This window comes from Qipengyuania pacifica (assembly GCF_019711555.1).
Classification (GTDB): Bacteria; Pseudomonadota; Alphaproteobacteria; order Sphingomonadales; family Sphingomonadaceae; genus Qipengyuania; species Qipengyuania pacifica.
The window spans coordinates 19138-34361 of the sequence record NZ_JAIGNQ010000002.1; the positions used below are offsets into that span (position 1 = coordinate 19138).

The 15224-nt window shown below is 58.4% G+C and carries 12 protein-coding genes and 1 tRNA gene; 2 read left to right on the top strand and 11 right to left on the bottom strand.

Translation table 11 applies throughout. The features are described from left to right. Positions 1-33 precede the first annotated feature (33 nt). The 6 genes from K3177_RS05390 to K3177_RS05415 all read right to left on the bottom strand — a co-directional run bounded on the left by K3177_RS05390 (position 34) and on the right by K3177_RS05415 (position 8496). Positions 34-1782, bottom strand: a complete 1749-nt coding sequence (locus K3177_RS05390) for a tetratricopeptide repeat protein (protein WP_221597482.1) — start codon at positions 1780-1782, stop codon at positions 34-36. Beyond that, positions 1766-3133, bottom strand: a complete 1368-nt coding sequence (gene prsR, locus K3177_RS05395; RefSeq protein ID WP_221597483.1) for a PEP-CTERM-box response regulator transcription factor — start codon at positions 3131-3133, stop codon at positions 1766-1768. The genes K3177_RS05390 and prsR overlap by 17 nt, the downstream gene beginning before the upstream one ends. Next, entirely contained in the window at positions 3133-5238 is a 2106-nt protein-coding gene (prsK, locus tag K3177_RS05400; protein ID WP_221597484.1) for an XrtA/PEP-CTERM system histidine kinase PrsK, read from the bottom strand. Before prsK ends, prsR begins: the two co-directional genes overlap by 1 nt. Then, complete coding sequence (locus tag K3177_RS05405; RefSeq protein ID WP_221597485.1) at positions 5235-6620, bottom strand: TIGR03013 family XrtA/PEP-CTERM system glycosyltransferase; 1386 nt, start codon at positions 6618-6620, stop codon at positions 5235-5237. The genes prsK and K3177_RS05405 overlap by 4 nt, the downstream gene beginning before the upstream one ends. A gap of 118 nt (positions 6621-6738) precedes the next feature. Continuing rightward, entirely contained in the window at positions 6739-7032 is a 294-nt protein-coding gene (locus tag K3177_RS05410) for a hypothetical protein (RefSeq protein WP_196846267.1), read from the bottom strand. A gap of 75 nt (positions 7033-7107) precedes the next feature. Then, the gene (locus K3177_RS05415) at positions 7108-8496 is read right to left on the bottom strand and encodes a helix-turn-helix domain-containing protein (RefSeq protein ID WP_221597486.1); all 1389 of its coding nucleotides are present in this window, start codon (positions 8494-8496) and stop codon (positions 7108-7110) included. A 148-nt stretch (positions 8497-8644) separates the two neighbouring features. Here K3177_RS05415 and K3177_RS05420 point away from each other — a divergent pair, with 148 nt between their 5' ends. Next, a complete protein-coding gene (locus tag K3177_RS05420; protein ID WP_221597487.1) occupies positions 8645-10243 on the top strand; it encodes an isocitrate lyase in 1599 nt (532 codons plus the stop codon). A gap of 11 nt (positions 10244-10254) precedes the next feature. After that, positions 10255-10446 carry a hypothetical protein gene (locus K3177_RS05425; RefSeq protein ID WP_369828415.1) on the top strand — a complete coding sequence of 64 codons (192 nt, stop codon included), beginning with the start codon at positions 10255-10257 and terminating at the stop codon, positions 10444-10446. Between the two features lie 81 nt (positions 10447-10527). Here the strand turns inward: K3177_RS05425 and K3177_RS05430 are convergent, their stop codons facing one another. From K3177_RS05430 to K3177_RS05450, 5 genes are all read right to left on the bottom strand, one after another. Continuing rightward, positions 10528-11859 (bottom strand): amidohydrolase, encoded by a 1332-nt coding sequence (locus K3177_RS05430; protein ID WP_221597488.1) that lies wholly within the window; start codon positions 11857-11859, stop codon positions 10528-10530. 104 nt (positions 11860-11963) lie between these two features. Further along, on the bottom strand, positions 11964-13763 hold the full coding sequence (locus K3177_RS05435; RefSeq protein ID WP_173829987.1) for an SLC13 family permease: 1800 nt from the start codon (positions 13761-13763) through the stop codon (positions 11964-11966). A gap of 47 nt (positions 13764-13810) precedes the next feature. After that, positions 13811-13895: transfer RNA gene (locus K3177_RS05440), tRNA-Leu, on the bottom strand. Positions 13896-13963: 68 nt separating this feature from the next. Next, positions 13964-14242: a hypothetical protein gene (locus K3177_RS05445; RefSeq protein WP_221597489.1), complete on the bottom strand. Its 279-nt coding sequence runs from the start codon at positions 14240-14242 to the stop codon at positions 13964-13966. Between the two features lie 131 nt (positions 14243-14373). After that, positions 14374-15195: an inositol monophosphatase family protein gene (locus K3177_RS05450; RefSeq protein ID WP_221597490.1), complete on the bottom strand. Its 822-nt coding sequence runs from the start codon at positions 15193-15195 to the stop codon at positions 14374-14376. Positions 15196-15224 lie beyond the last annotated feature (29 nt).

A 15224-nucleotide genomic window follows, 5' to 3' on the forward strand; every position in this document is an offset into this window, starting at 1 on the left:
CTCTGCCGCGCCGTGGGGCGGGTGTCGAGAGGTTCAGATCGCTGTCACAGACCTCAACTTCGCTTCAAGTTCAATACGCTTCGGGTCGTTCTCGGGCAGAACCGCGATGAGCGCGGAAATTGCATAGGGGTTCATCGGCTGCAATTCGTGCGCTGCCAGCGCGAAGGACAGTGCCTCTTCCTGATCGCCCAGTTCCCGCGCGGCCACACTTCGCGCGGCCAGCACCCAGGGCACGCGCTCCATCCCGGATTGCATGGCATGATCCAGCAGCGGCACCGCCCTCGCCCATTTCCCTTCCGCTGCCAGGGCATCGGCCAGCATGGCGGCGGCCTCACCGTTCATCGGGTTACCCTGCACATATGTCTCGATCATACGCCGAGCATCTGCCGGGGTGTTCTGTACCCCGATCAAACGTATGATCAGCACCCATCCGCGTCTGATTTCGGCAGATCGCTCATAGGCCGTGCGCGCAGCCGCCCGGTTACCCGATGCCAGTTCCGCGTCGCCCAAAATCGAAAACGCATCGGCCGAACCGGGAAACCGGCGCGCGAAATCCCGCGCCTTCGCCACACCCGCCGCCGGATCTGCACGGGCAATCGCCGTCCGCACGAAATTACGCGTCTCGACCCCGCCTCCCTTGTCCGAACTGTTTGTATTTACAGCAGGAAGTACCACCATGCCGCCTTGCGATACCGCCGCCAGATCAAGGAATTCGGCTGCCGTATCCCGGTCGCCCAGCGCTTCGTAAGCCCGCCCGACCAGCGTCCGCAGATACGCAGACCCGCCATTCCCCGCAGCAGTCTGCGCAAACCGCGAAACCAGTTCCTGCTCCCCGCCACTGCGCGACAGCGCGTAAGCCAGCAAATCCCGAACCCTCCGGTTATCCGCCTGCCCCCCACCATAAATTCGATCCAGAGCCCTCACCGCACTCGCATAGTTCTCCTCCTGCAAATCGATGATGGCCGATAGGATTTGCGCTGACGGGACCCTCCTTTCGACGTGGCTGGACCGTCCCAGAAGGTCGCGCGCCAATCGGAAATTTCCACCCCGCGCCGCGATGACTGCCTGGACGAACAGCCCCTGCGCTGTACCAACCGCGCTGCCGTCGCCCCCGCGCAAAACTCGAAGCGCCTCTGCCGCCTCCCCCGCATCCCCAAGAGTAGCCGCAAGTTCAACGCGCAAGGAAACGTCGTCAGGCTGCCGCTCGACGGCATCGCGCAGGAAGCGAACGCCCGATCGCATGCCTTGAGCATCGCGGATCAGCTGGCCACGAAATCGTAGCGCTCCGCCGTTCTCGGGATCCAATTTCAATGCGCGCTCTACCGCCTGTGAAACCTGCACTTGCTCGCCGCGACGATAGCGCAGCCGCCCGATTTCGACCCAAAGTTCAGAATTCGCCGGGTCTGCCTCGTAAGAACTGTCGAATGCTCGCGCTGCCGCGGCTAAATTGCCCTCGGCCATCTCGATGCGTCCCAGCAGCAAATGGCGCTCTGCGGCGGCCCCTGCGGGAAAATCCTCCCCTTCAAGCCAGTTTCGCGCGCCCGCGAAGTCTCCTTCTCCCAATGCAGCTTCCGCCAAATCGAGCGAAAGATCTCGCCGGGGAACACCGGCAGCGAGCGCATGGTCGAGGTGAATTCTGGCGATGCCAGGGTTGCCATTGGCCAATTCCACCCGCGCTTTATCGACCTCTGGCTGGGTATCCTGCGGTTGCCCGCAAGCTCCCAGCACCAGACAGGTCAACGCCAACAGCGAGTAAGCCCTGAGGCTAAGTCTGAAGGTCATACTGCTTGAGCAGGTCGTACAGCGTCGGGCGGCTGATACCGAGCAACTTTGCCGTGTTCGAAATATTCCCCTCGCTCCGCGCGAGCGCTTGCCGGATCAGCCGACGATCCGCCTGCTCGCGCGCGGCTTTGATATTGAGGGTGATGTCTGCGCCATCATCACCGGCCTGATCCAGATCCAGATCCTCGACTGATACCAATTTGGCATCGGCCATGATCACCGCCCGTTTGACGCGGTTCTCGAGCTCGCGGACGTTTCCAGGCCAGCTCCAATTGTCGATTGCCGCAAGTGCGTCCGGCGCAAAGCCTTTTACCTTGAGGTTCATCTCGTCGGCAAAACGCGCCAGGAAATATTTGGCCAGCAGGATGGCATCGCCCGTTCGCTCTGCAAGCGTAGGCACCTTGATCACCATCTCCGCAAGGCGGTAGAACAAGTCTTCTCGGAATGTTCCATCCGAAATCATGGCTTCAAGGTTCTGGTGGGTGGCACACACGATCCTCGTGTCGACGGGAATCGTTTTCCGACCACCAAGACGTTCGATGTTCCGCTCCTGCAGAAACCGTAACAACTTCACCTGAAGAGGTAGCGGGATATCGCCGACCTCGTCGAGGAACAGCGTGCCACCGTGAGCAAGCTCGATCTTGCCTTCAGTGGTCTTGACTGCCCCGGTGAACGCGCCCTTTTCATGACCGAACAACTCGCTTTCCAAAAGGGTTTCCGGGATGGCGGCGCAATTGATTGCGACGAACGCACCACATCTGCGCTCGCTGCAATCATGCACGCCTCTCGCCAGAAGCTCCTTGCCCGTACCACTGGCGCCGAGGAGCATGACCGACACATTGGTGGGTGCGACCCGCTCAATCGTTCGTGCGACTTTGGCCATCTCCGGGGCTGCCGTAACCATAGCCCCCAGTACCGTCCGGTCTTCGCCAACCTGTTGAGCCAGTCGCCGATTCTCGGTCTCAAGCTGATACAAGCGGTATGCGCGCTGCACGATCAGCCCCAGCGTGTCGATGTCGACGGGCTTCTGATAGAAATCATAGGCCCCCCGATCAACAGCGCGCAGAGCGCTTTCACGCGCCCCATGCCCCGACGCAACGATGACTTTAGTGTCCGGCTTCAACGCCATGATCGCCTCGAGGACCGCAAAGCCCTCGCTGGTGCCGTCGGGATCCGGCGGCAACCCGAGATCGAGTGTCACTACTGCTGGCTCTTCCGTCCTCAGCGCGTCGATCGCCGCTTCGCGCGTACCGACAATGACGACATCGAAATCTTCGTATGCCCATTTGAGTTGGGCCTGAAGTCCTTCATCATCCTCGACGATCAGAAGTTTGGGCTTGGACTGCGCCATCATGCCACCTCGCGTTCGCGAACATCGGCGCGATCGAATAATTTCGCCGCAGAAAGAAGCGGAAGACTTATTGTAAAACGCGTGCCTAGGCCCTCGCGAGATTCCACATCCAATCGCCCCCCCATGGCACGAACAAGTTCGCGTGCTTCGAAGGCACCAATTCCGAAGCCCCCGGCTTTTGAAGAAACGAACGGCTTGAAAAGGCCGCTGCGGAGAAAATTTGGCGACATGCCGTGACCGTTGTCTGCAATATGGATCAAGCCCGCGATTCCATCGGAGTATGCAGCCAGCATGATCGGGGCATCGGTATCACTGGCCTCGATCGCATTCTGGATCAGGTGGTTGAGAGCCTGCTCCAGAGCCTTCGAATTGCCTTCGACCCTAGCGGTTTCCGACCGAAGCACTGTTACGGGATGGATCTGCCCGAATTGATCGGCGAGCCGCTCTACAGTGTTGGAAAGTTCGAGAACCTCGCTCGCGCCGGTTTCGGGTCTGGTGTATTTCCCCAACCTGGCGAGCAACGCATTGAGTTTGTCCGCACTGCTCCGCAATGTGACGAGCATATCTTTTCGGAATTCCGGATTTTCGGCGTGTTTTTCGGCGTTTCGCAATAGAAGCGCCATCTGGCTCGATAAATTCTTGATGTCATGCATGACGAAAGCGATGCGTCGGTTGAATTCGTCGAACCTCCCCGCTTCCAGCAATGCGGCCTGACCGGATTGTTCGGCAAGATAACTGGCCAGCTGCCTGCCCACGACCTTGAGCAGATCGAAATCCTCCCAGTCGAGCTTTCGCTCCACCAACGGCCGAGACAATATTGCGAGGCCAACGAGGCGATCGAAATGGAGGAGTGGGACGACTGCCCAAGCTTGCCTATCCCCGCGCAACCACTCCGGTATCAGAACCTGTTCGCCACAATGGTCGACGTTTTCGCGCAGCTCATCCAGCGCGACAATCAGCTCATTGCGTTCGAGAAGTTCGCCAAGCTCCGCCGGAGCAGCCTTTGCTGGCACCTTGATCTCGGACCATTGCCAGTTCGCGGCAAGTTGTAGTGTACCGTCATCATCCGGGGTGAGCAGAATGCCGGCATGACTGTCGGTGATGTCTGCAAGAGCCTTGATCAAACGCTCTTGCAGTGTCGAATTATCGAGGCCGGTCGCACCAATCGTATGCGTGAACCTGATCCACTCCGTCCGATAATCGTACCGATGCTTGAACAGGTGCTTGACCGCGGTCACTCTCAACCATCCACGCAGGCGGGCAGACGGCAGCCAGATCAATGCGAGTGCGCCGGCTGCTATGATGAGCCCCACTTGCGTCATACGGGCGAGATCGCCCGTGAAGGTATCGAAAGATCGTGCAAGCGCAAACATCACGATCAGATAGGCAGCGATCACCATGAGAGAGAGAAACCGGAAGGTGACTGCCCGTGATGGTCGGAATTCCAACCCGGATGCATTGCGATTGAACCCCATCGCAAAGGGAACTGCACAAATTGCAGCGGCCAATCCGCGGAGTGCATCCAGTTCGAGTGGCACCGCCCCCGTCACATAAGCGATCGTGAAATAGTTGAGATCGAAAACCCAAAACCACACGAGTGCCGCCACATTCCAGCGCAGGATTTGCCGAGAGGATATTGCGGCGCCAACATAGAGATTATGGAGCAATACCAGCGCGCCAACGCAAACCAGAATGCGAAACAAGGACGCGGTGTCGAAGATCGCAATAAGGTCAGTGCCGGGCACATTCTGTCGAGCGATCAAGAGCAATGCGATTTGCAAAATTTCGACGAGTACGAGCGCGATTGCTGTCGGGCGCACCAATCGCAGCGTTTCATCGCGGCCATCATTGGCGAAAAGCCGGTATAACATGAACAGCCACGCCAGATTACGCGCGACCTCGCTCAATTCCACGATCGGTCGACTTGGTCCAAAGCTTGCTGCTGCAAAGCACCAGTTGGCAGTCAACGCCAACGCCACGACAGCGGGCATGCGATCAGTTCGGCCTGCATCGCCCCTGCTGCCAATCCACAGCGCCGAGAGAGCGCAGCTTATCGCGCCTACCGTATATCCGACATAGGCCAGACTTGCGATCCAGGTGGTCATCTGGCGCCATCCGGCCACAGAATTACACGAGCTGTCTGCAAGAGGATGAGGAGATCGAGGAAAGGCGTGTAGTTCTTGGCGTAGTAGAGATCGTATTCAAGCTTATGCCGCGCATCTTCGATGCTTGCACCGTAAGGATAATTGATCTGCGCCCACCCGGTTATCCCAGGTTTTACAACATGTCGTTCGGCGTAATAGGGAAGCTCGCGTTCGAGATCGCTTACGAATGCAGGCACTTCGGGGCGAGGCCCGACGAAGCTCATCTCCCCTTTGAGCACGCTCCATACCTGCGGCAGTTCATCGATGCGAACCTTGCGGATGAGACGTCCGATGCGGGTTATGCGTGGATCATCCTTCTCGGCCCACTTCGCCCCTGCCGCTTCGGCATCGGTACGCATCGAACGCAATTTAACGAGTGTGAAATTCTGGCCGTAAAGACCAACACGGGTCTGCCGAAAAAACGCAGGCCCCTTCGTTTCAAGTTTTATCAGAACGGAGAAGATAGCGATCAGGGGAACGCCGATCGTAAGTATCAGCAGACTGACGACGATGTCGAAAAAGCGCTTCCCGATGCTGGAAAGCCTCTGGCCAGCGGAGAATCCGTCCGAGAATATCAGCCAACTTGGATTGAGCGTATCCAGGTCGACGCGGCCCAGTTCTCTTTCCAGAAAGCTCGAGAAATCGTTTACGTAGACACCATTGGTCTTGACCCGCAACAAGTCCTTGAGCGGCAGGGAATTGCGCCGCTCCTCCAGCGCAAGCACTACTTCGGTTGCACCGACCCGAAGAATGAATTTTCCGAGATTGGATATGGATTCACGAGGGACTGCGGTTTCGATCGTGCTGGCGCTATCGCCCATCGCCACGAATGCACCAACAGAAAACCCGCTGTCCCGCCTCTGCGAGAGGCGCAGCAGCCGTTCCGCTCGCTTGCCCGAACCCAGCACGAGGATCGTTCGACGGAAAGCGTCCGCACCTAGCATGCGGCCAGCCAATATGCGATTGGCAACAAGCAGCAGGATAGCGATGCCCATGGCATACAACAGGACCGAGCGCCAAAGTGCCGACCCTGGCAGAACGAAGTTCATCAATGCGATCGCGAGCACGCCAAGGCTGACGGCGACAAGCAAGCGGGCAGTGGCAAAGCGGAGGGAGCGGAGCGCTTCCGGGCCATAGGTCCCGACCGCAATCATGGCCAGCCATACCACACCGGCAAAGCCGACCAGTTCCGGAATGCGCTCTGCGAGCGGCCCGGCATCGACAGAGATCTGCGTTACGCGCAGCCGCCATGCACCTTCGCCTGCTATGAAGAGCAGAACCAGATCTGTTACTGATAGCAACACCACATTGTATGAAATGTAGTGTTTGAACAGGCGGATCATCCGGGGCCGGCTCGCAATTGGCTAGTGTCGGAATTCCTGACTAGCAAACATAGAGTGAACCGTCGGTAAATTTTACACTGGCAATAAGCGTTACACTTCCAAGCGCATTGAAATGGCTTCAGTTGGCCACCGCGTCCTCAACCGCATTTCCGGCATTTTGCGCAGCTTCCCCCACTTGCCCAGCGGCGTTACCGACCTGATCGGCAGCACCGGCAATCGCATTGTCCTTTGCGACCTCGGCGTTATTCATTTGCGACAGGAAGAAAATGCCGACGATCGCCACGACTAGCACCAACAGGATAATGGCCCAATTCGTGCCACCGCTGCGATTGGCACCGTCGGATACAACTGTATGCGTGGTATGGGTATTGCCGGCTGAATCGGTGGTTTCCGTAATGCGTTCTTCGGTCATGACCATATTTCCCTGAGATCTATCTATGCACCGAAAACGCGCCCTCTCAGGCGTGAGTTCCGCCGAGGCGACCGATTATTGGTTAACGTCTTCAAGCTCGAAGGGTGTGATACCTCGCCTCGATCTATCGAAGATAAGCTTGCGCCCAACGGGAGGAAGCGAGCGCTGACTGCAGCGGATGCGATGGCATGCAGCGCAACCTGGGCCGATGGGCTGTGCATTATCGGACCGCAGCGAAACTCCGCGAGCTTGCGCCAGGTCTTCGGCCAATACAGCTTCCACCCCGATCGCAACGACAAACTGTGCATCGCCGGGCGATCCGCTTCCCTCGACCGTTCGGGCCATGGTCAGCCAGCCACCATCCCGGTCACCGGTATTATCGGGGGCTACCAGCTGGACTTGCAATTCGCCCGCACGATTGAAAGCCCGATGCGCATGCCACAGGGGGCAGCTTACGGCAGAATCAATGAAGCGCGCAGTACTGGCTCCCGCAAAGGTCTTGGAAAACTGTCCAGCCCGGTCGAGCCGCACCATGAAGAACGGCAGGCCACGTTGCCCAACCCGCTGAAGCGTGGTCAGCCGATGGGCGAGCTGCTCGAAGCTGACGCCAAAGCGCCTTTCAAGAAGAGGAAGATCATATCCGGTCGCCTCGCAAGCGCGCAGGAACCGACTATAGGGCATCAGCAAAGCTGCGGCGAAGTACCCGTTGAGATGGCGCGCGAACAACGCTCGCGCGGTTTCCTCTTCAAACTTGGCACCCTTGGCAACTGAGTCGACCAAATCGGCAAATTCAAGATTGGCGATTTGCAGAGCGAGCTGAAAATTACGCGAAGGAATACTCAGCATTTCCGAAAGCTGCACCTGCCGTGCGTGGAGATCGAGGCGGCGGAGGCTGTCGGGCATTACATCGCGGGGGAGGATCCTGACAGCAAGCTGATGGCGCTCGCGCAAACGCTCGGTAAGAGCCACGCCGATATCCCCTCGCGACAAGCGCAGTTCATCCGCCAGCTCCTCTGCCGCCGTATCGAGATCTGCAAAATGATTGCGCCACCGCTCCACCTCACGTCGCGATGCTGCCAGAGGGTCGTTCGCGACTGATCCGATCGGTCCTGCGGTGTCGTACAGGCGAGCAAAAGCGGCAGCGACTTGAGGGGCCGAGGCGAGGAATTCATGCGCCTCTTCCCGGTCTATTCCTAAATCGGCAAAACGTTCATCGGCAAGACGGCGAGCCAGTCCTTCGATTCCGCCAATAGCTTCATCTTCGCGAAGTGACCTTGGGTCGAAGTCAAATTGCTCGACCAGTTGCACCATAACGCGCGCGCTGATCGGGCGCTGGTTGCGCTCGATCAAGTTCAGGTAGCTAGGGGAAATGCCCAGGCGTGCGGCGGCTGCGGCTTGGGTCAGGCTTTCCCGTTTGCGAAGCCTTCGAAGGGCGGGACCGGCGAAAAGAGCTGCTTCAACCATCTGTAACTTTCTTCACATATTTACATACAGACTAGCGATCCACGGCGCGATATGACAAGTTATTCTGTAAATTTCCCTATCGTTCACCGCTACGGCCAGCCAGAAGCATCGACAGGCGATCAAGCCTATAGCGACAAGGAGCACTCCCGTGACCTACTCGGCCCGGATCAATGAAATGAACGAAACCATCGCAGCAAACGGTGCGCCATGGGCTGCGATCGATGCTCAAAGCGCTGCGCGCATGGTCGTTCAAAACCGTTTCCGCACCGGGCTCGACATTGCGCGCTACACTGCGCGGATCATGCGCGAAGACATGGATGCGTATGATCGGGATCCTGCGAACTACACGCAGTCGCTCGGTACGTGGCACGGCTTCATCGCTCAGCAGAAGATGATTTCGATCAAGAAGCACTTCGGCAGCACCAAACGCCGTTACCTTTACCTGTCCGGATGGATGGTCGCCGCGCTGCGTAGCGAATTCGGACCGCTTCCAGATCAATCGATGCACGAGAAGACCAGCGTCCCTGCGCTGATCGAAGAACTCTACACCTTCTTGAAGCAGGCGGATGCACGCGAACTCGGCGGTCTGTTCCGCGAACTCGACGCGGCGAAGGAAGCAGGAGATGCGGTCAACACCCATCGCCTTCTGAAAGCCATCGACGAGCATCAGACGCATGTCGTCCCGATCATCGCCGATATCGACGCGGGGTTCGGCAATGCCGAGGCAACCTACCTTCTTGCGAAGAAGATGATCGAGGCCGGTGCCTGCGCTCTCCAGATCGAAAATCAGGTTTCGGATGAAAAACAGTGTGGCCATCAGGATGGCAAGGTGACTGTGCCGCACGAGGATTTCCTTCAGAAAATCCGCGCCATTCGCTACGCATTTCTGGAACTCGGCGTTCCCGATGGCATCATTGTCGCCCGTACGGACAGCCTCGGTGCTGGTCTGACTAAGCAAATCGCCTATTCGACCGAACCCGGCGACATTGGCGATCAGTACAACAGCTTTCTCGATTGCGACGAGGTCGATCCGGCAAGCATTACCAATGGCCAGGTCTTCATCAGCCGCGACGGCAAGCTATTAGCGCCCAAGCGCCTGCCCTCGAACCTGTACCAATTCCGGTCCGGCACGGGTGAAGATCGCTGCGTACTCGATTGCATCACGGCGCTTCAGAACGGGGCCGACCTGTTATGGATCGAAACGGAAAAACCGCATGTCGAGCAGATTGCCGGTATGGTGGATCGTGTCCGCGAGGTCGTTCCCAACGCCAAGCTGGTTTACAACAATTCGCCCAGCTTCAATTGGACACTGAATTTCCGTCAGCAGGTCTACGATGCGTGGACAGAAGCTGGAAAGGACGTTTCGGCGTTCGATCGCGCCAAACTGATGAGTGTAGATTACGACGGCACCGAGCTTGCGGCTGAAGCAGACGAGAAGATTCGCACTTTCCAGGCAGATGCCGCGAAGCGTGCGGGTATTTTCCACCACCTCATCACACTGCCGACCTACCACACAGCGGCTCTCAGCACTGATAACCTCGCTCGCGAATACTTCGGTGAACAGGCCATGCTCGGTTACGTCAAGAACGTGCAACGTGAGGAGATCCGCCAGGGCATCGCGTGTGTGAAACACCAGAATATGGCCGGCTCCGACATCGGGGACGATCACAAGGAGTACTTTGCCGGTGAAGCAGCACTCAAGGCTGGCGGCGAAGACAACACTATGAACCAGTTCGCTGCAGCGTAAGGAGAGAGAGGATGACGACCATGACAGACGACACTCCCAAGACCGAGCCCGGCCGCGCCCGCGCGCTGTTCTCCACCGCAGACTTTCGCCTTCTGCGTACTGCCCTGACGCATTACGCCCGCCAGACTGAAGACCGGGAAGAATTGGCGAAGATCAACGCCCTGCATCACCGGCTGGGGACCTATGTTCCTTCTGACGGCTAAAGACTGACACGCTTTCTCCTGGGGAGGAGAATATGGCCGTCGGAGCGCCCCAACGCTCCGGCGGCCACACTTTTGGGTAAATCAGGCGCCCGCGCGCGGCATCAGTTCGATGGCGGCGCTGGCCAAGGCCTCGGCCCCCGTTTCGATCACTTTCTCAGCGTCAGGGGCCCAGAACGGCGAATGCAACGAAGGAAGCGGTTTTCCATCGCTCTCCAGCGCATCGAGCATCGGCTGGGTCGTTCCGCTAATCCAGAAGATCATCGAATCGACATCTTCCGGGGCAGCGCGCCGAAACTGGCTGAAATCTTCGCCCCCCATCACCGCGGGCCATTCCATCACACGGTCTTCGCCAAACCTTTGTTTGAACTTGCTTGCAACTTCGGCAGTGAACTCGGGATCGTTGAAAGTGGAGGGGGTGTAGGGATCTTCCACCGTCACTTCCGGCATCAATTCCTCAGGCACACCGGCTGCAATAGCCTCCCCTCGCGCGACCCGGCGGATGCCGTCCAGTAACAACTGACGGCTCTCATCAGAATAACTGCGCACGGTTAGTTGCAATTTGGCTTCGTCACTTATGATGTTGTGCTTTGCGCCCGAATGGAAGCTTCCGACCGTGATCACAGCCGGGTCCAGCGGCGAAGAGTCACGGCTGACCACAGTCTGCAACTTCATGACAATCGCGCTGGCCAGCACAATCGGATCCTTCGTTGTATGCGGATAGGCGCCGTGCCCCCCGACGCCCTTCACGTCGATGTCGACACTATCCACATTGGCCAAGGCGTAACCGGGAGTATAACCGATCGTGCCAGCAGGGGCAGGTGCTGCCGCGTCATGGAATGCCAGAGCGTAATCAGGTTTCGGAAAGCGCGTGTACAGGCCGTCCTCGATCATCGCGAGCGCGCCAAGTCCGATCTCTTCGGCCGGCTGCAAGACCATGACGAGAGTACCCTGCCACTCGTTTTTATGCTTCACCAGAAGCTGCGCAGCGCCGATAAAACCCGCCATGTGCGTGTCATGCCCACAAGCATGCATCACCCCAGTGGTCACTCCACTTGCCGGAGTAGCGGTTACTTTGGAAGCAAACGGCAGACCCGTCTGTTCGACCACGGGAAGACCATCCATATCTGCGCGCAAGAGGACTGTCGGGCCTTCGCCGTTCTTCATTACCGATACGACACCCGTTTTCCCGACACTCTCGGTAACCTCGAAACCCAGTGCGCGCATACGCTTGGCCAGCTTGGCCGCTGTTTCATGCTCCTCGAAACTCAATTCCGGGTTGGCGTGAAGATCCCGGTAAAGCTCCATCAGTTCGGGCATGTCGCCTTCAAGATCTGCTCTCAGATCTTTTGCGCTCACTGGCGAAGCGAGCATCACTGCAATTGCAGCAAGGCCGGTGGAAATTGATTTCGACATACCCTTTATTCTCCCCAATCGATTTGCTCGCGAGCGTTTCGCGGGCTGAAGTCCAATGAATCCGGTCCAGTGACCATTACCGAAGACCAACGGTCAGCGGCGCTCTACAAGCCGTAGGTCACGACAAGCGCGAGCGACAATACGGTAACCATGATCAGGACGAGCGGCACCCCCGTGCGCACGTAATCTCTGAATTCGTAAGATCCCTCGGCCATGATCAACATATTGGTCTGATACGCGATAGGCGTCGCATAACACAAATTGCACCCGAACAGCACAGCCAGCACCAAGGGTTCGGGCGGAAGATCCAGCTTGCTGGCGATAGCAAACGCTATTGGAGTGCCCACTGTGGCTGCCGTGGCATTCGACGCAAAATTGGTCAGGAACGTCATCGCCAGCATAATGGCGGCCAGCGCCGCCCCTGGGGAAAGGTAATCGAGCCCCGCCGCCATGACCCCGCCGATCCAGTCGGCTGCACCACTCTCGAGAATGATCCTGCCCAAAGCAATACTGGCCGCCACTAGAACGATTACGCTACCTGATAGCCCGCGCCCCACCCGATCGAACTTCACGCAGCCGGTAACAAACATGAGTATCGCGCCTGCAAGCGATGCAATGGCAATTGGAACTAGCCCGATCGACGCCAGCGTGATCGACCCACCCATTATGCCCGCGGCGAGCACTGCCTTCGAACGACGCGGCAGCTCCCGCATCCCCTCGAGCTGGAGCAGACTGTCCGATCGCGCGAAATGCTGCATGTCGTCGGCCAGCCCCATGACCAGCAGCACGTCCCCTTCGGCAAAACGAAGATCGCCGCCTTCTGAGAACTGCTCCTTTTCACCCACCAGACGATCAGGGCGATGAGTGCCGATGACCGCGACCCCATAGAGATCGGCAATACCCGAGCTCGGAAGCGTCCGACCGATGAGCCGCGAATCCGCCGTGACGATCATTTCGCCCACGGCGATGTCGGTCCCGGTTTCATCCGACCTGCGGCGGATACGATCGATCACCCAGCTTGGCGCAGCATCTCCGCGCAAGGTTGCCATCGCTTCTTCAATCGCTTCGTGCGTACCGGTCATGCGGAGGCGGTGCTGGGGGCGAAGCAGGCCCACTGGAACGTCGTGGAACTCGATCCCCGCCGGCAAGCGAGTACTCAGTTCGGATAGCTCGCGGCCATTGAGCACGGAATTTTCAGTCACACGAAGTCTGGCTTCGAACAAGCGCTGGGCATGAACCGTCTCGATACGGTTGTCGCCCAGCATGCGCGGCATAACAATCCATATGAACGGCAGCGCAACCACAGCGGCGATCAGCACGATCGGGGTGAAATGGAAGACACCCATTTCCGGCATACCGAGATCCACCGCGATCGATACGACCAGGATGTTGGTCGATGTACCGATCGTCGTCGCCATTCCGCCTATAAGCGATGCTGCATTGAGTGGGATGAGCGTTTTCGACGCAGCCATCGCACCACGCATGGCGAGGTGAACGAAGATCGGCATCAGGAGCACAAGGACCGGGGTGTTGTTGATGCCCATCGACAGCAGGAATGTGACTACCAGCGAGAACAGCAGGCCGAGCTGTAGATTGACCTTGAACAGCCGCTCCAGAAACCTGGCGGCCGGTTCGAGAGCGCCGGTAACAACCAGCCCTCTGCCCATGATCATGAGCGCACAGATGGTAATCAGGGCGTAATGGCCGAAGCCGGAAAATGCCAATCCGAGACCATCGATAGGTTGCGTGTCAGGTAGAGGAAAGAAATACAGTCCAACCGCGATTACCGCGATCGTGAGCAAAGAGATGATCTCGACCGACATCCGGCCACGCGCGAAAGCCACGAACATCGCGGTCGTCACGGCCATTGCAGCAATTGCGTGGTAGGAAGGAACCCCGATCATCCAATAACCTGCCTTCCAAACTATCCTCTTAGTAGCAAGGAATAGTTTGGTACCCCTGGCCGGACTCGAACCGGCACTTCAGAAGAAACTCGATTTTGAGTCGAGCGCGTCTACCAATTCCGCCACAGGGGCACTGGGTCGGGAGCGCGGCGGATAGCTTGCAGTTGCAGCCTGTTCAAGCGCCGCGTTGCAATTGCTGATCAGAAATCCATACCGATGGCGATGTGGGCAAGTCGCGGGGCATCTTTGAACCTGGCTCCGATTGCCCCGACGGAAAGTACCGGCCCGCGGTCTGCCAGCTCGACTTGCACCGCTGGCGGATTGAAATCGCGTAGATCCACATTGCGAGGCAGAACGGGCTGCATCGGCGTGACTTTGACTTGGTTCAGCGAGGCGGGTGATGCCAAGTCGGCCAGATTGAAATCGTGTGAATGCAACGCAGGCCCGCGTGGCATTCCCGAGGCGACAGGTTGCGCCATTGCAGGTGCGGGACACACTGCAAAAACCATGGCAACACCCAACACTTTCAACATGCGCGACCTCTTGAGTTTCGTTACTCAAGAGACGTTGCCTGGCAGGGTTGGTTCCCCGCCTCGCTCGCCCTGTAATTCTAAGCCTTGAGAGCGTTTACGAGGAGCTTGTGCAGCTTGGAATGCAATGTGTCGTTGGCGGCGAGAACCTGAGCCGCATGGATGGGCTCCGACCGGCCACGAAAATCGGAAACGAAGCCGCCTGCTTCACGAACGATAAGGCAACCAGCGGCAGTATCCCAATCGTTGAGATCGCTTTCCCAGAAGCCGTCGAAGCGCCCGGCCGCGAGCCATGCGAGGTCAAGCGATGCCGCACCGTAGCGCCGGATACCTGCAACCTGAGGACCGATCGCGCCGAAGATCTTGGTCCATTCGCCGAAATTGCCACGGCCCTGAAAGGGGATGCCGGTCGCGATCAGGGCTTCGGAAAGACTGCGGCGCGCAGACACCCGTAACCGTCCATCGTGCAGCCAGGCGCCGCGGCTCTTTTCGGCCCAGAAGGTTTCGTCGGTGACGGGGTTGTAGACGACCGCTGCCGTGACATCGCCCCAGCCTCCACCGCCGAGCTTCGGTTCCTGGACGGCGATGCTGATAGCGAAATGCGGAATGCCATGCAGGAAGTTGCTGGTGCCGTCGAGCGGATCGACGATCCATCGGGGCTTGTTTTCGTCCCCTTCGATCACACCGGCTTCTTCCATCACAAATCCCCAATCCGGCCGTGCGGCGAGAAGTTCGTCGTAGATGGTGCGCTCGGCGATCCGATCCGCCTTCGATACGAAGTCTGCCGGCCCCTTATGGCTGACCTGGAGGTGCTCGACCTCTCCGAAGTCGCGACGCAGGCGGCCACCCGCCTTGCGCGCTGCCTTTTCCATTACGCGGATGACACCCGATAAAACGGCCATGGGAACTCTCTTATTCGGTCAGCACTTCG